Annotated in this window: 21 protein-coding genes, 2 rRNA genes and 1 pseudogene; 10 read left to right on the forward strand and 14 right to left on the reverse strand. The window is 48.2% G+C overall.

The window, feature by feature from the left end; all coding sequences use genetic code 11:
- Positions 1 to 32: 32 nt before the first annotated feature.
- The 3 genes from yfkAB to OIN60_RS14190 all read right to left on the reverse strand — a co-directional run bounded on the left by yfkAB (position 33) and on the right by OIN60_RS14190 (position 3,887).
- Positions 33 to 1,166, reverse strand: a complete 1,134-nt coding sequence (yfkAB, locus tag OIN60_RS14180) for a radical SAM/CxCxxxxC motif protein YfkAB (RefSeq protein WP_305755488.1) — start codon at positions 1,164 to 1,166, stop codon at positions 33 to 35.
- A 120-nt stretch (positions 1,167 to 1,286) separates the two neighbouring features.
- Entirely contained in the window at positions 1,287 to 2,390 is a 1,104-nt protein-coding gene (locus OIN60_RS14185; protein ID WP_305755489.1) for an HD-GYP domain-containing protein, read from the reverse strand.
- Between the two features lie 57 nt (positions 2,391 to 2,447).
- Positions 2,448 to 3,887, reverse strand: a complete 1,440-nt coding sequence (locus OIN60_RS14190; protein ID WP_305755490.1) for a bifunctional metallophosphatase/5'-nucleotidase — start codon at positions 3,885 to 3,887, stop codon at positions 2,448 to 2,450.
- A gap of 164 nt (positions 3,888 to 4,051) precedes the next feature.
- On the opposite strand from OIN60_RS14190, the gene moaD reads away from it, so the two are divergent.
- From moaD to OIN60_RS14210, 4 genes are all read left to right on the forward strand, one after another.
- The gene (gene moaD / locus OIN60_RS14195) at positions 4,052 to 4,783 is read left to right on the forward strand and encodes a molybdopterin converting factor subunit 1 (RefSeq protein ID WP_305755491.1); all 732 of its coding nucleotides are present in this window, start codon (positions 4,052 to 4,054) and stop codon (positions 4,781 to 4,783) included.
- An 88-nt stretch (positions 4,784 to 4,871) separates the two neighbouring features.
- Entirely contained in the window at positions 4,872 to 5,930 is a 1,059-nt protein-coding gene (locus OIN60_RS14200) for an HD-GYP domain-containing protein (protein WP_305755492.1), read from the forward strand.
- 150 nt (positions 5,931 to 6,080) lie between these two features.
- Positions 6,081 to 6,473 carry a VOC family protein gene (locus OIN60_RS14205; protein ID WP_305755493.1) on the forward strand — a complete coding sequence of 131 codons (393 nt, stop codon included), beginning with the start codon at positions 6,081 to 6,083 and terminating at the stop codon, positions 6,471 to 6,473.
- Positions 6,474 to 6,497: 24 nt separating this feature from the next.
- Positions 6,498 to 7,244, forward strand: coding sequence for a DeoR/GlpR family DNA-binding transcription regulator (locus OIN60_RS14210; protein WP_305755494.1), 747 nt, complete (start codon positions 6,498 to 6,500; stop codon positions 7,242 to 7,244).
- Positions 7,245 to 7,421: 177 nt separating this feature from the next.
- Here OIN60_RS14210 and sufB read toward each other — a convergent pair whose 3' ends face one another.
- The 7 genes from sufB to OIN60_RS14245 all read right to left on the reverse strand — a co-directional run bounded on the left by sufB (position 7,422) and on the right by OIN60_RS14245 (position 14,055).
- Complete coding sequence (gene sufB / locus OIN60_RS14215) at positions 7,422 to 8,819, reverse strand: Fe-S cluster assembly protein SufB (RefSeq protein ID WP_305755495.1); 1,398 nt, start codon at positions 8,817 to 8,819, stop codon at positions 7,422 to 7,424.
- Between the two features lie 96 nt (positions 8,820 to 8,915).
- Entirely contained in the window at positions 8,916 to 9,332 is a 417-nt protein-coding gene (gene sufU / locus OIN60_RS14220; protein WP_305755496.1) for a Fe-S cluster assembly sulfur transfer protein SufU, read from the reverse strand.
- Positions 9,322 to 10,545 (reverse strand): cysteine desulfurase, encoded by a 1,224-nt coding sequence (locus tag OIN60_RS14225; RefSeq protein WP_305755497.1) that lies wholly within the window; start codon positions 10,543 to 10,545, stop codon positions 9,322 to 9,324. Before OIN60_RS14225 ends, sufU begins: the two co-directional genes overlap by 11 nt.
- Positions 10,542 to 11,852, reverse strand: a complete 1,311-nt coding sequence (gene sufD, locus OIN60_RS14230) for a Fe-S cluster assembly protein SufD (protein WP_305755498.1) — start codon at positions 11,850 to 11,852, stop codon at positions 10,542 to 10,544. The genes OIN60_RS14225 and sufD overlap by 4 nt, the downstream gene beginning before the upstream one ends.
- A 22-nt stretch (positions 11,853 to 11,874) precedes the next feature.
- Positions 11,875 to 12,657 (reverse strand): Fe-S cluster assembly ATPase SufC, encoded by a 783-nt coding sequence (gene sufC / locus OIN60_RS14235; protein WP_305755499.1) that lies wholly within the window; start codon positions 12,655 to 12,657, stop codon positions 11,875 to 11,877.
- Positions 12,658 to 12,968: 311 nt separating this feature from the next.
- Positions 12,969 to 13,541, reverse strand: a complete 573-nt coding sequence (locus OIN60_RS14240; protein ID WP_305755500.1) for a DUF1802 family protein — start codon at positions 13,539 to 13,541, stop codon at positions 12,969 to 12,971.
- A gap of 43 nt (positions 13,542 to 13,584) precedes the next feature.
- Positions 13,585 to 14,055 (reverse strand): Dps family protein, encoded by a 471-nt coding sequence (locus OIN60_RS14245; RefSeq protein ID WP_305755501.1) that lies wholly within the window; start codon positions 14,053 to 14,055, stop codon positions 13,585 to 13,587.
- A 302-nt stretch (positions 14,056 to 14,357) separates the two neighbouring features.
- Between OIN60_RS14245 and mtnK the strand changes: the two genes are divergently transcribed.
- Both mtnK and mtnA read left to right on the forward strand, forming a co-directional pair.
- On the forward strand, positions 14,358 to 15,581 hold the full coding sequence (gene mtnK / locus OIN60_RS14250) for an S-methyl-5-thioribose kinase (protein ID WP_305755502.1): 1,224 nt from the start codon (positions 14,358 to 14,360) through the stop codon (positions 15,579 to 15,581).
- A complete protein-coding gene (gene mtnA / locus OIN60_RS14255; RefSeq protein WP_305755503.1) occupies positions 15,578 to 16,651 on the forward strand; it encodes an S-methyl-5-thioribose-1-phosphate isomerase in 1,074 nt (357 codons plus the stop codon). Before mtnK ends, mtnA begins: the two co-directional genes overlap by 4 nt.
- Before the next feature lie 81 nt (positions 16,652 to 16,732).
- Here mtnA and OIN60_RS14260 read toward each other — a convergent pair whose 3' ends face one another.
- Positions 16,733 to 17,035 carry a YunC family protein gene (locus OIN60_RS14260; RefSeq protein WP_305755504.1) on the reverse strand — a complete coding sequence of 101 codons (303 nt, stop codon included), beginning with the start codon at positions 17,033 to 17,035 and terminating at the stop codon, positions 16,733 to 16,735.
- A gap of 197 nt (positions 17,036 to 17,232) precedes the next feature.
- Here OIN60_RS14260 and OIN60_RS14265 point away from each other — a divergent pair, with 197 nt between their 5' ends.
- Positions 17,233 to 17,769, forward strand: a complete 537-nt coding sequence (locus OIN60_RS14265; RefSeq protein ID WP_305755505.1) for a hypothetical protein — start codon at positions 17,233 to 17,235, stop codon at positions 17,767 to 17,769.
- Positions 17,770 to 17,823: 54 nt separating this feature from the next.
- On the opposite strand, the gene OIN60_RS14270 is transcribed toward OIN60_RS14265, so the two are convergent.
- Positions 17,824 to 18,207 (reverse strand): DUF423 domain-containing protein, encoded by a 384-nt coding sequence (locus OIN60_RS14270; protein WP_305755506.1) that lies wholly within the window; start codon positions 18,205 to 18,207, stop codon positions 17,824 to 17,826.
- A 144-nt stretch (positions 18,208 to 18,351) separates the two neighbouring features.
- Here OIN60_RS14270 and OIN60_RS14275 point away from each other — a divergent pair, with 144 nt between their 5' ends.
- The 3 genes and pseudogenes from OIN60_RS14275 (at position 18,352) to OIN60_RS14280 (ending at position 19,492) form a co-directional block, all read left to right on the forward strand.
- Positions 18,352 to 19,200 (forward strand): DegV family protein, encoded by an 849-nt coding sequence (locus tag OIN60_RS14275; protein ID WP_305755507.1) that lies wholly within the window; start codon positions 18,352 to 18,354, stop codon positions 19,198 to 19,200.
- A gap of 67 nt (positions 19,201 to 19,267) precedes the next feature.
- Positions 19,268 to 19,330, forward strand: a pseudogene (locus OIN60_RS22650) (hypothetical protein); the annotation flags it as partial.
- 6 nt (positions 19,331 to 19,336) lie between these two features.
- Complete coding sequence (locus tag OIN60_RS14280; RefSeq protein WP_305755508.1) at positions 19,337 to 19,492, forward strand: hypothetical protein; 156 nt, start codon at positions 19,337 to 19,339, stop codon at positions 19,490 to 19,492.
- A 207-nt stretch (positions 19,493 to 19,699) separates the two neighbouring features.
- Here the strand turns inward: OIN60_RS14280 and rrf are convergent.
- Together rrf and OIN60_RS14290 are read right to left on the reverse strand one after the other, a co-directional pair.
- Positions 19,700 to 19,816: ribosomal RNA gene (gene rrf / locus OIN60_RS14285) — 5S ribosomal RNA — on the reverse strand.
- A 152-nt stretch (positions 19,817 to 19,968) separates the two neighbouring features.
- Positions 19,969 to 20,094: ribosomal RNA gene (locus OIN60_RS14290) — 23S ribosomal RNA — on the reverse strand; the annotation flags it as partial.

Here is a 20,094-nt window from a genome sequence, read left to right on the forward strand (position 1 = left end):
CCTTCTTTCCATCTTATCTATAGAGGCATTGATTAGATGATTGCTTTTTTCGTTTTAAAATCAATATTTTTATAGTACATGTCCGCAACCAGCAGATTCGGGCCGCAGCAGTTCGCGGCGGCACAGTGGCAATTGACCGCCTGATAGAGTGGATGCTCGTTCATCCAACTGCCGAAGATATCGTCCAGCTTCTGGTCATGAATGTTACCAAAGGCTGGGATATCCGCAAAATCAGTAACATACACATTACCTGTGAACATATTCACGTTAACCCTGTTGCGCCCGTCCGGGTCATTGCGTACAGTGACGTTCGGCTCTATCCGCAAGCGGCGCAACAGTTCCTGATCCTCAGAGGTGCTGGAGCAGAAAAAGAAAGGAAGCGTACCGAACAGCATCCACAGCTCAGGATTACGGTGATCAAGCAGATGGTGGATAGCCGAACGCATGTCGGCCAAGGACAAGACCGGTAGAGATGCTGCAAAATTAGACGCATACATCGGATGCACCTCATGCCGCTTGCAGCCCATCTCCTGAATTAGCCGATGAATTTCCGGCAGCTTCGTATGTGTTCTGTAATTAATCATAGACTCGGCAGAAATGAACATGCCCATGCTGCTCAGTTTGACGGCGTTGTTCATCATCTTCTCGTACAGACGGGATGCTGCTTCCCGCGGAGCTGGACGGCTCGTATTTGCGAAGCCCACCTCGTAAAAGTTGTCAGCATCCGTATAGTTATGTGAGATGTGCATCACATCCAGGTAAGGAAGCATTTTCTCATACCGGCCAATATCCAGTGTAAGATTGGAGTTAATCTGTGAACGAACGCCGCGCTCCCTGGCGTATTTCAGCAGGGGAACGATGATCTCGTCAACGGTTTTCTCCATCAAGGCTGGCTCGCCCCCTGTAATGCTGATTGTCTGCAGGTTTTCCACCTCATCCAGTCTCTTCAGCATCAGCGGCAAGGGCAGGAAAGGCTCCTCCTTCATCACAAGCGAATCCCCGACAGCACAGTGCTCACAGCGCATATTGCACAGATGAGTCACGGTCATTTCCACACTTGTAAGCGTATGTCTCCCGAATTGCTTTAAAGAATCAATGGGATCCCACGGATCGTACTCCGGGGATAAAGGTTTTAACGAATGGCTTGTGCCATATAATCCTGACATTTATTTTTCCACCTTATTCCTCTTGTTATGCTGCTTTCTTATGGAATATAAAATTCCTATCCAATATCATAACACGAAGCGGACGGTTGCTGCACCGTTCCAGAGAAATACGAGTTAACTCTATCTGGCATTCTCCTCTGCCTTTTTTACCCCTCCCGCTTCCGTAATGATGACGGACAACACTTTAGACAGATCCATTTCATGGGGAGCCGCCAGCTCCTGCCCGTCCCGATCCTTCAATATCCGAATCACGGGACGATGCGGGATGCGGGGATCAATACGAACGACGACTCCCTCTTCTCCTGTGCTTAATACGACAGGAAGCCCCAATGGATAAATTGCTACACGATCACGAAATTTCTCCAGCATATATTGCTCATACAAGGTGCCTGCCCCCGAATAGAGCACTTCTACTGCCTGATGAGGAAGCAAGGGCGCTCGATAGCTCCGATTCGCTGTCATCGCGTCATAGGAGTCCGCAAGCGACACCCACTTGGCATAATCATGAATTTCCCTGTTCACCAGCCCGTTAGGGTAACCGGTTCCGTCAATCCGTTCATGGTGCTGCAAAGCACAAAGCGCGGATAGCTGCGAGATGTCAGGTTCCTTTTTGAGAATACGATAGCCAAGCAGTGTATGTGTCTGTATCTCCAGATACTCTTCACGGGTCAGTTTTCCCGGCTTCAGTAAAATACTTGAAGGAAGCTGTGTTTTTCCAATATCGTGAAGCAATGAACCGATCCCCAGTTCCAAGAGCTGCTGGCGGGTATAACCGTTAGCTTTTCCAAGCACCAGCGTATATAGGCATACCGTCAAGGAATGCTGATATAAATTTTGATCTGTGCCGCCCAAGTCGTTGAGCAAAATCATAGTATCCTGTCTGCTGCCGATATCATCCAGAATTGATTCCATGACACCGCCAAAAGCTTTGCCTAAATGAGAAACAGACCGCTGCAGGGAAGTACCGGAAATTTTTCTAAATTGATTTCGGATTTCCTGCAGCGCCTTCTGCCGCGTTTGCTCCTGAATCATGTCGGGAATATCGATATCATCCGTTTGCGGGTCTTGTATATACACATATGCAATTCCCATCTCGTCAAGACGCTTGATAATCCGATCATTCAGTTCCACCTGTTCCGCCAGCAGAACCAATCCGTCTTCATTATAAATTTTTTTGCCGAGTATCATCCCCGGGCGCAATGAATTAACCGCTAAAAGCCGCAATATGCTATACCTTCTTCCGCACCAATGATAACGAATTGGTTATCTATGTCCTATTTCTTACTCATGCACTGTAATCCAGCGGGATGCCATACTTTCTTGCAGGGCATTTGGACGCTGGAGCTCAATTCCAATTAAATCACGTAAAAATTCCGGCAAGCGGTATTCCGGCTCCGTTCCCGAGGCGAGGCTTTCATAGCCTATTTTAAAGGTGAACATATCCAGCGTTCCCACGTTATAAATCTCTTCATCCACGAGCAGTTCGCCACCCAGCCAGATTTCAATGATTCTGTCATATGGATTTCGCAGCAGGTCGTATATGATTTGGATCCCGTCAACACACAGGCTGCCTAGGACCTCTCCTCTGAACCCAAAGCCTATAATCTTTTTATCGGCAAATTCGGGTAAAAGTGATTGCTCCAGCGCGAGACGGATTGCAGAGCCTTTCAAGCTTACCGTGCAGGCATTGATTGGTGAAGGGCATAACTGATGCAGAAGCCCTTTGGAAATGCTGCCCTCGGGCAATGGTCCAAGCAACTGGCCCGAGTTGACTATGGCGAGCTGAGCGCCCGTAAAATGTCGGACAGCCTGTGCCATCAGATTTCCAAACTCCGATTCCCTCTCATATGCAATGGAACATGCTCTGTCTGCAAAAGCTACGGTTTCCTGCAGACGAATCTCCGCCTGTTGACGATGGACGGCTATAGCAGCCGCAACCCTTTCATCCAATATCGTTGAGTCCAAAGGCAGACATTCCCCCGTGATCACCCTAAAGGCCTTATCCTCTCCCGAACGGGCCAAAACAACCTTGCCCAGCAGCATGCCATGCTTGCCCGCGGCACAGAGCGCTGTACCTCCGATCATCAGCGGCGTCTCCAGCACATGATGTGTATGGCCGCCAAGAATTACATCAATGCCTTCGATTTCCTTGACCAGCCTCTCATCAGTATGTAACCCCAAATGTGACATCACAATCACAACATCCACAGTACCGCGAATCTCCGCTACCTGTTCCTTCAGACTCTCAATCGGATCTCTTGCCTCCCAGCCCAGCAATCTGTAAAAAGTCGCAAACGGTGCTGTTGCCGCAACAAGCCCTATTCGGATGCCCTCCTTATTCAACACTAAGGATTCCATCATCCAGGCAGGAGGGGCCCCGGTGGCCGTCTCCCGGATATTTCCGCACACTACCGGGCATTGAATCCCTGCATAGGCCTGCTCCAGCATCTCAGGGGTGAATGTCAGCCCTTCGTTATTGCCGATGGTTACCGCGTCATAACCTGTCAGGTTGATAACATCCACATTGGCCCCACCGAAGGTGCCTTCCGTTTCCGAGGCCATTCTATCCATATGATCACCGATATCAAGAAGAAGCATGACTCCTTCACAGGCCCTCTTCTGTTCTGCGGCCATGGCAGCGAGCGAAGGCATACTTCCAAAACGACTGTGGATATCGTTCGTATGCAGGATCGTTAACGTTTGCTCATAAGTGGATTCCATTCCGTTCCTTCCTCCTATAACGGGTCCGGTTCTTAGCATGCGGCTTGTTCAAGCCGTGAAGAATATAGGATATCTAATTGTTAAGAATAACATTTTACTAGGCAATATGATATATTGAAGGAGTTAAAAAGTTGCAGTAACCCATAACTTGAGGTGAATCATCCATGAATATAGAAGTCCTGCTGTTTGCCGGGCTCGCCGAGCATATAGGATCTTCCCGTGTAACGATGAGTTTTACGGAGCCTTCCGTTACTGCCGGGCAGGTCAAGACACAACTGGCAGCTAATTATCCTGAAGCCGCAGCGGCCATACAATCATCTTTTATAGCCGTAAATCAGGAGTTTGCCGCCCTTGAATCCCCTATTCATGAAGGTGACGAGGTCGCAGTCATTCCCCCTGTTTCCGGCGGTGACGGCCTTGCCAGCTATCCCGTATTTACGAGCAGTGACGGTCTGCATATCATTACCCAAAACCCGCTTTCGCCCGAGGAAATTACAGCTAAAGTGATCACGGCAAATCATGGGGCCACGCTTGCATTTGTCGGCACGACAAGGGAAATGACAGAAGGACGCCGCACCGTACATTTAGAATATGAGGCCTATGTGCCTATGGCGCTGAACAAGCTGTCCGAAATCAGCAGGGAATTAGCCGAGCGGTGGCCTGGTACACTGTGTGCGATTGCTCATAAAACCGGCAAGGTAGATATTGCTGAAGCTAGTGTCATCATCGCCGTATCCGCACCGCACCGTGATATATGCTACGATGCAAGCCGTTATGCCATTGAAACCCTTAAGCATAAGGTGCCGATCTGGAAGAAGGAAATTTGGAAAGATGGCTCCGAATGGAAAGGTTCTCAACTAGGACCTTGGAACCCCTTAGCACCACCATCAACATAGTAAAAAAGTCGTTGTCATGGGATTTTTTTCTTGATATATTAAGCTATAGTATTCTTATTACTCCAAGAAAAAAAGGTGGTAGAACCGATTGAGAGTCCACGTCACCGATGCCCAGCCAGGAGATTGCTTACAGAGCGATGCATACAACGACAACGGTGTGCCAGTCTTGACCAAGGGTACCACCCTTAGACATGAAGACATTAGCAAACTGTTGATGCACAATATTGAATATATTGATATAGAATCGAGCGCGTCCAAGAGTTTATACGGCTTTGCTCCGGATAAACCGGTCCCCGCTGAATCACTTGCGCATGTTGTTCCTCTGTTCACCGATGCCATTGATGGTGTGGAAGCTATGTTTTTATCTGCGTCGGCTTCAGGTCAGTTCAATTCTCATCGAGTGGATGAACTGTTCGGACCCATTGTCAACGAACTAGCCAATCAGAAGGACGTCGTTTCCATGCTCCTGATGCTGGACCAAGGAGACGAGTATACATACAATCATTCCCTTGAGGTTGGTGTCTTATCTTATTATATTGCCCTTTGGCTGGGATACTCCCAGGAAGAGGCGTATGCGGCCGGCAAAGCCGGCTATCTGCATGACATCGGCAAATGTATGATCCCTGCTCATATTTTGAACAAGCCTTCCAAATTAACGGAAGAAGAATTCCGTGAAGTTAAGAAACACACTCAGTACGGATATGATATCATCCAGAGTTCAACAACAGATGAGGTTTCAGCCATTGTAGCACTCCAGCATCACGAACGTGAGAACGGAACGGGTTACCCTCATGGCTTGTTTAAAGAGGACATCCATCCTTTTGCACAGATTACGGCTGTCGCGGACGTATACAGCGCTATGACCTCCAACAGGGTCTATCAATCCAAGCAGGAATTACTGGCCGTTTTGCGGGAAATGCACTCCATGAGCTTCGGCCATTTGGACCCGGTAGCAACTCAAACCTTTATCCGTCATATGCTGCCTAATTTTATCAAGAAGAAGGTACTGCTCACTAATGGACGGACCGGCACGATTATCCTGAATAATCCTGTCGATTATTTCCGCCCGCTGATTAAAATGGATGAAGGGTATTTCATTGACCTGGCCAAAGAGCGGGAGCTGGCCATTGAAGAAGTATATATTTAAATCATGCTGGAGTCCCAAAGGTCCTTTGATCTTGGACTCCTCTTTTTCATGTAAAATCCAAATTCTTGGAAAAACAAACTATTACAGCTTGTCGGTAAGTGATACAGCTTATATAATAAGCTATATCACTTATGATTGAGGTGGATTTCTATGCATATTGAGCATGTAGCAATGTGGGTGCTTGATTTGGAGAAGATGAAGGAATTTTACGTTAAATACTTTGGCGGATCCGCTAACCACAAATACCGAAATGATCGGACTCTCCTTGAATCCTATTTCATCACCTTCGACAGCGGCTGCCGTCTTGAATTGATGCAGAAGCCTTCCGTTAATGAAGCACACCGGAACACGCCCGACCACCAAACCCTGGGTTATATTCATGCAGCCTTCTCTGTAGGTGCGAAAGAAAAGGTTGACGCTTTAACCCATCGGTTAAGGAAGGACGGGTATCAAGTTATCGGCGACCCCCGCACCACCGGTGACGGGTATTACGAGAGCGTGGTGCTCGATCCGGAAAATAACCGGATTGAAATCACGGCTTAACACATCCGGCAAGGAGTTAAATGAATGGATCAGCTTCAAAGGCTTTCGCAAATCGTTGAAATGACGAACACCATGGCTTTGGTTACGGTTCAGGATATATGCGATACTTTTCAGGTATCACGCGATACGGCCAGAAGAGACCTGGTTAAGCTTGAAGAACAGGGGAAAATCACCCGTACCCGCGGCGGCGCGGTTTCCGCAACGATCCAAACCTACGTCCAGCGCAAAGAGGAAAATGGGGTCACTAAAAGAAAACTGGCGAAAGCCGCAGCATCGTATGTCCAGAACGGAGATGTTCTGTTCATGGATTCTTCCACGTCCGTTGCGGCGCTTGCCGAGTTTTTAATCGAAAAATCCTTAACCGTAGTGACCCACTCCCTTCACATCGCCCAATGCTTCGGAAATCTTCCCCGCACCGAGATTATAATACCCGGGGGCCGTTTTAACCCTGAGGAACAATTTGTCTACGGCACCGACGCACTTGCCGCTCTTGACCGGTTCAGAGCAAATTGTTTTTTCACCGGGGCTTGCGGGCTCGATGATGGAGAAATTACCGCCGCTAATTTGGAGGATGCCCTGATTAAGCAAAAAATGATGTCCAGGGCGCGACAGGTGTTCCTGCTGGCGGATCACACGAAAATAAATGTTAATTATCCCTACAAAGTAGGGCACCTTGAGGAAATAGATATTCTATTTACCGATCGGGAGATTTCCCCGCGCTTACATGTATCCGCACGCCCCAAACATATTCAGGTTGTCGGAGCCCCATAAATATCAGATTAAGAGTTTCTTTAGATAGCTGAAAGTAATTGTATGGCTTAGATGTAACTGAAAAAATAGAAGAAGGCGAACTTAAAAGTTCGCCTCCTACACAAAAAGAATTTCTGAATCGGCACGAAATCGGCACGACGATTTGTAAATACTCTAAAAACCTTGTTGCAGCAAAGTTTACCCAATACTTCCTTCCATTTCGAACTTAATCAAACGGTTCATCTCAACAGCATATTCCATCGGCAGTTCCTTCGTGAACGGCTCGATAAAGCCCATAACGATCATTTGGGTCGCTTCCGCCTCAGACAAGCCGCGGCTCATCAGATAGAAAAGCTGATCCTCGGACACCTTGGATACTGTAGCTTCATGCTCCAGGGTAATGTTGTCATTCATGATTTCATTGTATGGAATCGTATCTGAAGTGGACTCATTGTCCAGAATCAGCGTATCACATTTGATATTGGACTTAGCGCCTTCCGCCTGACGTCCGAAGGATGCCAGACCACGATAAGTGACCTTACCGCCATGCTTACTGATGGATTTGGACACAATCGTTGACGTTGTATCAGGTGCCAGGTGAATCATTTTGGCGCCCGCATCCTGGTGCTGGCCTTTACCTGCTACCGCAATGGAAAGTACCATACCCTTCGCACCACGGCCTTTCAGGATAACAGCCGGATATTTCATAGTCAGCTTGGAGCCGATATTGCCGTCAACCCATTCCATCGTTGCATTTTCTTCTGCAACAGCCCGTTTGGTCACCAGGTTGTAAATGTTAGGTGCCCAGTTTTGAATGGTGGTATAGCGGACACGTGCATTTTTCTTCGCGATAATCTCAACTACGGCGCTGTGCAGGGAGTTGGTGCTGTAGATCGGAGCTGTACAGCCTTCAACATAGTGAACAAAGCTGTCTTCGTCCGCGATGATGAGCGTACGCTCAAACTGTCCCATATTCTCCGAGTTGATCCGGAAATACGCCTGCAGCGGAATTTCGCATTTCACGCCTTTAGGAACGTAAATGAAGCTTCCACCGGACCATACCGCACTGTTCAGTGCAGCGAACTTGTTGTCAGCCGGAGGCACCACAGTCGCAAAGTATTCCTTGAAAATTTCAGGATGCTCTCTAAGCGCCGTATCCGTATCTGTAAAAATAACGCCCTGATCTTCCAGGTCTTTCTGCATGTTGTGATAGACTACCTCAGACTCGTATTGTGCGGATACCCCTGCCAGAAATTTTTGCTCTGCTTCAGGAATACCCAGCTTGTCGAAGGTTTCTTTAATTTCGGTCGGAACCTCTTCCCAGGTCTTGCCCTGCTTCTCGGAAGGACGCACATAGTACTGGATATCATTAAAATCCAGATCTTCCAGATCGCCACCCCACTGCGGTGTGGCCATTTTTTCAAACTGCTTCAGCGATTTGAGCCGGAATTCCAGCATCCACTCCGGTTCGCCTTTGATCTTGGAAATTTCTTTGACAATTTCCGGAGTCAGACCCTTGCCGGTTTGGAAGATGGCTTTATGTTCATCGCGAAAACCATACTTATACTCTTCTAACTCAGGTGCCTTTTTCGCCATTTCGTTCAACCCCTTCTATATGGGAACCGGCAACCTTTCGGCATCTCCGGCTGTTCCCACTGCAGCTTTGCTGCAAAAATTTTCGAATCCTAATCCTCAATGCTCGATTCCCTTGCGCAGCGCATTCCAGGCAAGTGTTGCACATTTAATGCGGGCAGGAAATTTATTCACACCGGACAGTGCTTCGATATCTTCATATTCTTCAAACTCCGCAGGTTCCCCCTTCATGAGGGAAGAAAAGCGGTCCGCCAATTGAAGCGCCTCATCCAAAGACTTGCCTTTAACAGCCTCTGTCATCATGGAAGCCGACGACATACTAATGGAGCAGCCTTCGCCCGTATATCGGGCGTCTTCCACCAATCCATCTTTCAATTTTAGCTGTAAGGAAATCTTGTCGCCGCAGGTCGGGTTATTCAAGTCCACCGTAACGGCATCGTCGTCAAACCGCCCCTTATTTCGCGGATTTTTATAATGATCCATGATGACGCGCCGGTACAGATCGTCAAGTTGCATCGCCAAAGTACTCCTTTGTCTCAATTAGAGCGCTAACCAATGAATCAATCTCTTCTTCTGTATTATACAGGTAAAAGCTCGCTCGTGCCGTGGAACTTACTTTCAGCCAGCGCATCAGGGGCTGGCAGCAGTGATGCCCTGCACGGATCGCAATGCCCTTACTGTCAAGAACCGTGGCCACATCATGCGGATGAACATCACCAAGGTTAAAGGTGACCAATCCGACATGCCGTTCTTTCGGACCATAGATGGTAAGTCCCTCCACTTCACTGAGCCGGTTCATAGCATAAGCTGCAAGGCGGCTTTCATGAGCGGAAATTTCATCCATGCCGATATCTTGAAGAAAATCGATAGCTGCTCCTAGACCAACAGCGCCCGCAATAATAGGCGTGCCGCCTTCGAATTTCCACGGCAGCTCCTTCCAGGTTGACTCATAGAGTCCGACGTCATCAATCATTTCGCCGCCGAATTCAACCGGCTCCATGGCATCCAGAAGCGCCTTTTTACCGTACAAGGCACCAATGCCCGTTGGACCGCACATTTTATGGCTGGAAAGCGCATAGAAATCGCAATCAAGATCCTGCACATCCACCTTCATATGCGGCGTGCTCTGCGCTCCATCAACGACCATAACAGCACCGTTCCGATGGGCAATCTCGGCCATTTCTTTGATTGGATGTATAACTCCGAGCACGTTGGATACATAAGCAATCGATACGATTTTGGTACGTTCCGTCACAGTCTGCTCCACGTCAGCCAGACGTACGCTTCCGTCCTCCTGCAGCGGGAGATACTTCAAGGTAGCGCCTGTAGCCTTGGCCAACTGCTGCCACGGAATCAGATTGCTATGATGCTCTGCCTGGGTGATGACAATCTCATCCCCCTCCTTGCAGTTCGCTCTTCCATAAGAAGAGGCTACGAGATTCAGCGCCGTTGTAGTGCCACGCGTAAAAATAATTTCCTGGCTGCGCTTGGCATTAATGAAACGTGCGACCTTCTCACGTGCTCCTTCATACGCGTCAGTTGCCCGACTTCCCAGAGTATGGACTCCGCGATGAACATTCGAGTTGTCAAACTCATAATAACGTTTGACAGCCTCGATGACGGAGACCGGTTTCTGGGAAGTGGCCGCATTATCGAGATAGATTAACGGATGGCCGTTAATCTCTTGCTTCAGAATCGGAAATTGTTCACGTATTTGTGCGACATTCATTGTCCCAACTTCCTTTCCACCAGACGCTGCAACTGCTGCTGCAAAGCTTCCAGCGGAATATCGGAAACAACAGGGGCAAGGAATCCGTAAATGATCAGCCGTTCAGCGTCTGTACGGCTCACACCGCGGGACATCAGGTAATAAATTTGCTCCTGATTCACCTGCCCGACAGAAGCCGCATGACCTGCGGTAACATCATCCTCATCAATCAACAGAATCGGATTGGCATCCCCACGTGCTTTGCTGCTAAGCATCAGCACCCGTTCCGTTTGCTGGCCGTCCGCTTTCGTAGCGCCCTTTTCAATTTTGGTAATCCCGTTAATGATCGCAGAAGCTTCTTCTCTCATAACCGCTCTTGTGATCATCTGACTGTCAGAGCTTTTGCCAAAATGCTGCGCTTGTGTCGTATAGTTCAGTTTCTGGCTTCCCGAGCCGACAGCAATCACTTTCGCGTCAGAGTTAGATCCGTTGCCCTTCAGAACAGACATCGTATTGCTGGCCGTGTTGCCATCGTTCATTTCGCCTACGATCCACTCGATGGAAGCATCGTTATCCAGCACGGCACGGCGTGTGGAAATATCCGTAGCCGCCTCTCCAAATTGATGTACAGAAGCGAAACGCACCTTGGCACCCGCCTGGGCGAATACTTCTACAATCCCGTTATGGAACATAGGAGCAGACAAATCTCCCGAAACATAGTTATCTACATAAGTGACAGAGCTGTTGCTTTCTACCACGATCAGAACATGAGGTACAAACGTCGCGGACGCATCATCAGTCAAAAAGACAGCCTGCAGCGGAATGTCCTGTATTTCAACATTTTTCGGCACGTACAGGAATACGCCACCGTTCCAAAGTGCTGTGTGGAGAGCGGAAATCGCGTTTTCATCCGTCTTTACGGCCGTATGAAGATAACGCTGAACCAGCTCGCCATGTTCACGTGCAGCTGTTTCCAGGTCTGTGAAAATGACGCCTTTTGCCGCAAGCTCATCATTCAACTGCGTATAGATAACGCCAGAATTATGCTGAATAATCAATCCGCCGTTATTCTGTTCACTCTCGATTAGCTCGGATATGGAGGCTGGAGCATCCTTCAGCGAAGCCAGCTTCTGCACCTCTTGATGCGTACCGTACCCGCTCAGATTCCAGCGGTCGATTTTCGTTTTTTCATATACCGGAAGCTCCAGCTTGCCCGCAAGCTCCAGCGCTTGGAGTCTTTGCTCGCTAAGCCAGGCAGGCTCGTTTTTTTGAACCGACAAGGCGCGAAGCTGCTCAGAGTCAACCGGAAGCATTGTTTGTGTTGTCATCAGTTATCCCCTCCGCTCCGGCTTACGCCTCTTGGCCTACTGTTTCATCAACGATTCCCAGTTCCTCTTTAACCCATTCATAACCTTCCGCTTCAAGACGCTCAGCAAGCTCAGGTCCGCCGGATTTGACGATTCTTCCCTGCATCATGACATGAACGAAGTCAGGCTTGATGTAATTCAACAGGCGCTGGTAGTGAGTAATAATGAGGAACCCACGATCTTCCGAACGCATTTGGTTCACACCGCTTGCCACGATTCTCAAAGCATCGATATCAAGACCGGAGTCAATTTCGTCCAGAACGACAATTTTCGGATCAAGCAACATCATCTGCAAAATTTCGTTACGCTTCTTCTCACCGCCGGAGAAACCTTCGTTCAGATAGCGGTGCGCGAATTCAGGATTCATTTCCAGCTCCTTCATTTTGCCTTCCATCTGACGGATAAATTTAATCAGCGAAATTTCTTTTCCTTCCTCCATGCGCGCATTAATGGCACTGCGTAAGAAGTCGGAGTTAGTAACGCCTGCTATTTCACTCGGATACTGCATAGCTAGAAACAGCCCCGCGCGAGCACGCTCGTCTACTTCCATCTCAAGCACGTCTTCACCGTCAAGAAGAACCTTACCCTCGGTCACTTCGTACTTTGGATGACCCATCAATGCGGATGCCAGCGTACTTTTACCTGTTCCGTTGGGTCCCATGATCGCGTGGATCTCTCCACCTTTCATCTCCAGGTTGATGCCTTTCAGAATCTCTTTACCCTCAATGGTCGCTTTCAGACCTTCAATCACGAAATTTGTAGCCATGTAGTCGTGTCCCTCCGTTTATCGTAATAGCGGCTTGCAAAATAATGACAACCTTCTGCATCAGCCAATTAAAGAAATCAGAAAGAGTATACTGAACAGGCTTCCACCTGATTTCGATTTACTTGTTCGAGTAAGCCTCTGACTAGATCTTCGCTTATTTATAATCATTCTAAACTGATTCTCAATGATTCTCAAGTTATTTTATAATATTCATATTTGTAAATGCAAACGATCCGTATATCAACAGCTTGTTATAGTGTATCCCAATAACCAAAAGGCTTGACCGAATTCATCAGTCAAGCCTTTTTCGTTCAAACTTTTAATACTTTTTTGATTTCACGTACCTGCGCTTCAAATTCTCGATCCTCCAGCACCGGCGTCATTTCGCTCGGCATTGAATGGGTTTCCATGGAAATCCATGATCTGCACCCCAAGTATTCAGAGCGGATATCTATTTCCATCGGTTGCTTTAATTTATATACGCGAAGCAGCAGTATGTGCAAAGGATCTTTTCGCTTCCATTTGAGCCGCTCGGCCGCAAAGTCGTCGGTCCACATATGATATTCCCGCAGAAGATTCAGCATATCCTGATCGTGAACCTCGATATCCTCGACCGCTTCCGCATAGATCCGGATTTGAACCGTGGTATTAGCGGGATGCCAATGATCCAGTGAATCATCGATTCTCTGCCGGTCCGCTTCTTTCACCAGCTCTCTGCGCTGATGTTCATAAGTAGGATATAAGTAAAAAGCGTGGCTTTTCAATTGAAAATGTCTGGTTTCCTCCGCTATACCGCCTTTACGCATCAGCATAATCTGGCGCCCGTTCTCCATGGCTCCGATGGCTGAAGCCCATTCTTTAAGAGCGACTACCGATTCATTCATCGCTGTTCCCCCTTGGCAAAATCAAATGAACGGGAAGAGGCGATTAGCCGAGGTAGGAACGCAGCATCCACATATGTTTTTCGAAATCTGTCTTAAAGCCTGTCAGCATATCCGCAGTTGGCTGATCCTCTGCCTTCTCCGCCAGCTCGATGCCTTCCTGGAATTCTTCACACAAGGTTGCAAAATCTTCAATAAGAGTCTGTACCATTGTGTTGGCATCTTCCGTTCCGGAAGCTTCATTAATAGAGCTCAGGTCCAAATACTCCTTCATCGTTGCTGCAGGCTCGCCTTTGAGCGTCAGAAGACGCTCTGCCACCTCGTCCATTTTCAGTGTCGCTTCATCATAAAACTCTTCGAATTTGGTGTGCAGAGTAAAGAAGTTCGATCCTTTGACATACCAGTGGTAGTTATGCAGTTTCACATAGAGTACATTCAAGTTGGCTACCTGCCGGTTAAGCAGTTGTTCTACGGATTGCGCCTGTGTGCCTGCTGTGTTTTTTGTTGTTTTAGCCATGTTCATCCCATCCTTATCAAAATAATGTAGGACATCCAGAACCCGATCTGAACTCGTAATTCTGTTGATCCTTGAGTAGCCATAACAAGAAGACGCAGCGGGCCACCTTTGTTCGCCTGCCTGACGTCTAGTTCTTTCTTACCCTTCCGCAAAATACGCGAAACAGGCAAAAATTCTTTGGACGCCTTCAAGCCGACCCGCACTTTTCATGAAAAAAGCTATATTAAATTTAGACCATTTTCGTTATACTGTCTATACCAAGTGAGCCAGTTGGTTTTCGATTATTTATGGAGGTGTCATCTTTGTCTGCCTATCATCCATTAACAAATGAAGAATCTATAGTCCTCGCCAGAGCGATCCCCGGCTTTTTCCGGGAAGGAGCTGAGCTCGATTGCCGGGAAATCGGAGACGGCAATCTGAATCTGGTGTTCCATATTCGAGATACCGAATCAGGCAAGAGTATTATAATCAAACAGGCTCTGCCTTATGCGAAAGTCGTGGGTGAATCGTGGCCCCTTAGCCTGGACCGTGCGCGCATTGAACGCGAGGCCCTTCAGATCCAGCACCACTTGTGCTCCAACCTAGTGCCGGAGGTTTACAGCTATGACGATGAAATGGCCGTTACGGTTATGGAGGATCTCAGCGACTTTACCATTATGCGGCACGCTTTGATTGAAGGCAAAACTTTCCCGCATTTTGCGGATCATATTGGAGCCTTCATCGCCAGAACCCTGTTTTTCACCTCCGATCTTGCCATGGATCCACGTGCAAAGAAGGAGCAGGTTCAGCGCTTCATCAATCCGGATCTGTGCAAAATTACGGAGGATCTGATCTTTGACGACCCTTATAAGCTGTCGGACAATAACAATTACCCGGCTGTCATCGAGGATGAAGCCGAAGCTCTGCGGACAGATGCGGCCCTGCATCTGGAGGTTGCACTCCTGCGCGAGAAATTTTTGACCCGTACCGAGGCTCTTCTGCATGGGGATCTGCATACAGGCAGTATTTTTATCACGGAGGAGTCCACGAAGGTGATTGATCCCGAGTTCGCTTATTACGGTCCTATGGGTTTTGATATCGGAGCCGTTATCGCAAATCTGCTGCTTAACCTTGCTGGCCAGATCGGCTGGAAGGCGGATGAGGCGGACCGCCGCCGTCATCAAAACTGGCTTCTTCAAACCTCACTTGATGTATGGAGTAAATTCGAAGCGGAATTCCGCAAATTGTGGGACGAGCATGCTGTCGATCCTCTAGCGCATGCACCGGGCTATCAGGATTTGTACATTCAGAAAGTGCTGCAGGATGCCGTCGGCTTTGCTGGTGCCAAAATGATCCGCCGCATCGTAGGCCTATCCCACGTTGCGGACATCGATACCATTCCGGATGAGACCCAAAGGGAACGTGCTCAGCGCCTGGCTCTCTCGGTGGGTAAAGCTTTGATCCTGAACTGCAGAAAAATCAGCTCGATTGCTGCAATTGACGATATCGTCCGGACCACTGCCACAGATAGAGGTGAAACCCTATGAATCAACATATTGAACAAACTAGCGCTCCCGTATCCCTGATTTGGAAAGGCGACCGTCTGGCCATGCTGGATCAGCGCCTACTGCCCGAATCCATCGTTATGCTGGACTTATTCACCCCTGAAGAGGTATGGGAAGGGATTCACGCCATGAAAGTGCGCGGAGCGCCTGCCATCGGCATGGCGGCAGCTTACGGTGTCGTACTCGGAGCGAAGGCTTATGGCGCTTCGGAGGCCACGGAATGGCTCGAACATGTTCAGGCCGTATGCGGCCATCTGGCCACCTCCCGTCCGACCGCCGTCAACCTGTTCTGGGCTCTGGACCGTATGAAGAAACGTGCTCAAGAGCTTGTACAGACCGGCACTGTAGAAAACTGGAACGCAGGCCTCGAACAAGAGGCCATAGCCATTCAGGCCGAAGATGAGCAGGTCTGCAGAAGCATCGGAGAGCATGCCCTCCCGCTGTTTGAAGATGGTATGGGCGTGCTGACACACTGTAATGCAGGTGGACTGGCCACGGCCAAATACGGGACAGCTCTTGCCCCGATGTATCTGGCACATGAGAACGGGATCCACCTGAAGGTGTTTGCGGACGAAACACGCCCTGTTCTGCAGGGAGCACGCCTGACGGCTTTTGAGCTGCAGCAGGCCGGAATTGATGTTACGCTGCTCTGTGACAACATGGCCGGCATGGTCATGTCCAAGGGATGGGTTCAGGCTGTCATTGTAGGCACGGACCGCGTCGCAGCCAACGGGGATGTAGCCAATAAAATCGGGACTTACAGTGTTGCTGTACTGGCCAAGGCACATGGTATTCCTTTTTATGTGGCATCTCCTTTATCGACCATTGATCTTAACACTCCGACCGGCGCAGATATCCCTATCGAAGAAAGATCTGCTGAGGAAGTTACGGAAGGCTTTGGCAGAAGAACCGCTCCACAAGGTGTAAAAGTGTTCAACCCGGCGTTCGACGTAACCCCGAACGAATATGTAACAGCGATTATTACCGAAAAAGGGATTGTCCGGCCACCCTACTCGAATAATCTGGCCGCCTTATTTAAAGAATCCCGCTGAAGGAAGCACAGCATTGTGTCCTGATACCGGAGCCGCTGGCTCCGGTATCTTTGTACATTTTCTTGTATTCTGTGCCGTTGTTCATACCATTTTCAGAAGCGCCTCATAACCTGGTAATCCTGGCCGGATACCGAGCGCCTCTGCCTCGGCTGTAACGGATTCCATAGGAGCTTCCAGCAGTTCTTTAAGAGTCCGTACTCCCACAGCACGTGCGGCGATAATTTTGCGATCTGCAAGCCGTTCATTCAGCAATCCGACATCCAGTGCTCCACACATAATATACCCTCGTGCGTTCGATATGGAGATCAGTGTGGTCTTAGGAAGCTTCACTTCCACACCAATGAAGGTATGTTCTCCTATTTGTATAGGTCCCATATGAATCATCTTGAATAAACACCTCCTTCTACGGCGTTTGCTGTAGTGTATGCATCTGCTTTGTGCAGGTGTGGACAGTGTAGTCATTTAGTCATGCTTTATATGTTAAAAATTCGTAAAATCGATACATTGGGACTATTCCGAATTATAATTTAATGATATATTGAGAATCTAAAAAATTGATCTAATTCAAGGCTGGAGGAAATATGGACAAGGTAACGCCAAAAGAGGAAACGAGTTATTTATTTAACGTGGATGTCTTAGTCAAAGGCAGCTCCAATGCGGTCGCGCTTCAATCCTTAATGGAAGTTTTCAACAGCTTTGAACAGGTTGCCGATTACCGCGTCATTTCTGGCATTGAATTAGGCAAACTGATTGAAACCGCTCTTGAAATAAAGAAAAAGGCATGGAGTGAAAGTGCTAATACAGCCAACAGCTTGCCGCATGGGCAAAAAACCAAAAATAAGACACAAAACGGAAACAAAGCTAATCATCAAGGTAACACATCACCGAAAGTATCAGCCGAGAATCAGTCAAACAGCATGCATGAATGGATTAATGCCTATATTCAGAAAAATTCGCTTGTCCGCTTGGTTGTGAACAGGTATGGAGGACAGCGCAGCATCCCTTGCCGGATTATTAATAACGATCAGGACAGCGGTACGCTGAGTGTCTATCATGTGGATGAGAAGCAGGTATACACCTTTAAAATGAACGAAATAGACGAGATTTTCCCCACCTAGTCCGATATAAAATACAAAAAACCGTTTGCGCAGCTACCGCAGACGGTTTTTTATTCATGAATCCTTCTTCAATCCGGCAGCAGCCAGCATAAGCAGCAGCCATCCGCCCATAAAACATACACCACCAAGCGGCGTTATCGCTCCCAAAATACGAATATTGGTAATACTGAGAACGTACAGACTTCCTGAAAATATGATAATACCGGTAAACAGCAATCTTGCAGCCCATTTGAGCTTCGCCGAAGCTCCCCATTGACCCGCCGCCAATGCTATAATCAGTAGCCCCACCGCATGTATCATGTGATATTTAACGCCTGTTTCATAGATCGATAGATTGTCATCACCGATCTGCGGTCCAAGAGCATGTGCGCCAAATGCCCCTATGGCTACGGAAAGCAGCATCATTAAAGAACCAATCATTAACCATTTGCGCTGCATTTGTACAACTCCTTATTTTTTGATCTGATTAGCTTATTGTACAAGGAAAGCAGCCCTAATTCCAATAGAGTGGATTGGCTTGATTTTTCAGAGCTTTTTGTGGAAAATAAATATTTAAACTTCTAGATTGCGAGAGGAGTATTTATGAATCCTATTAAAATTTTCACAGACAGTACAAGCGACCTTCCCAGGCAATGGGTTGAACAATATGAAATCGGAATCGTCCCCCTCTATACCGTTTTTGGGAACGAATCCTTGCGGGACGGTGTAGATATTATCCCTGAACAATTATTCAAACGTGTCTCCCGGGAAGGGAGGTTACCGAAAACGGCTGCCCCTTCGCCGGCTGATTTTATTCAGTATTTCTCCCCGTATATAGATCAGGGAATGGATATTTTGTATATAAGTTTGTCCTCGGATCTCTCTTCAACCTACCAGAACGGACGTGTGGCAGGCGGAGAATTTCCGGAAGGCAGAGTCCATGTAGTAGACTCCAAAAACCTAAGCTGTGGAATCGGACTGCTGGTCATGAAGGCCGTGAAAGCAGTGCGAAACGGTCTTGGCATTCAAGAGGTCGTGCAGGTGCTGGAAGAAATCAGACCTCGGATCGATACCGAGTTTGTTATTGATACCCTGGAATATCTTTATAAAGGCGGCAGATGCTCAGGCATGCAAAATTTGATTGGCAGCTTGCTCAAAATCCGGCCTGTCATTAAGGTTATAGACGGAAAAATGACGCCTGCCTACAAAGTGCGAGGAAAGCGTGAAAAAGCCATTGATCAAATGCTGAGCAACGCCCTGAGCCAAAAGGACAATATGGATCTGGAACTGGTCATTGTTGTGCATGCCCTGGCTGAAGAGGATGCTCTAGAGCTACAGAAAAGGCTTCAGGAGCAAACAGGAGCTGAAGTGGCTCTAGCGACTGCAGGCTGTGTCATATGCAGCCACTGCGGCCCTCAAACCATCGGTATTATTTATGCTAAAAAAAGCTGACGCTTACCTTGACGATAATCAAGCCCTGTCCTGAGAAAGACGGGGCTTCTTTGTGCTTCCTGTAGGGATGATTAAAGGCACAAGCGGATCCTCCTTTATGCCTAAGTCGCCCGTCACTCGTCAGGAGGCGGCTGTGATGCGGAGCAGGCTGATGACCAGTACTCCTGCTACTTCTGCCTGTACCCGCGCTTACACGGACGACAGTGATAGCGCTTCTTGGACATCCTCTGCCGTATGCAAGGCTGGACAGAAAGATTTGATGATGGGTTCAGACGGCCAATTTAGCCCGTAGAGGCCTTGTCACGCGAAGAGGCTGTGTTTCTGCTACAACGTCTAACACAAGCAGTAGGAGTAAAGCAAACAGTTCAAACACCCATTCATTTGGGCTGGCAATATAATCAAACGGCCGAACAATACAAAACCTTCTGATTTAGTGGGCAGGATAAGAAGTAGCAAATACAAAAAAAACCACTGTTTATGACAACAGTGGTTTACTTTTGCCTGGCAACGTCCTACTCTCCCAGGACCCTTCGGTCCAAGTACCATCGGCGCTGGAGGGCTTAACGGTCGTGTTCGGGATGGGTACGCGTGGAACCCCTCCGCTATCGCCACCAGACATGATTTTTCGAAGCTTCCGCTTCTCGAAATCGCTGCAAGAAAATATCAATCCTCAGAAAGGACCCACATTCTTGCTTCGCAACATCTTTCTTTCAAGGCGGTTACACCCTGAAAACTGGATCCGAAACGTTCATTGCCTTTTAGAACCTTTAGGATAAGCCCTCGACCGATTAGTACTGGTCAGCTCCATGCATTGCTGCACTTCCACCCCCAGCCTATCTACCTCGTCGTCTTCAAGGGGTCTTACATACTGGGAAATCTCATCTTGAGGGGGGC

Origin of the sequence: Paenibacillus zeirhizosphaerae, assembly GCF_030705605.1 — a bacterium.
Classification (GTDB): Bacteria; Bacillota; Bacilli; order Paenibacillales; family Paenibacillaceae; genus Paenibacillus; species Paenibacillus zeirhizosphaerae.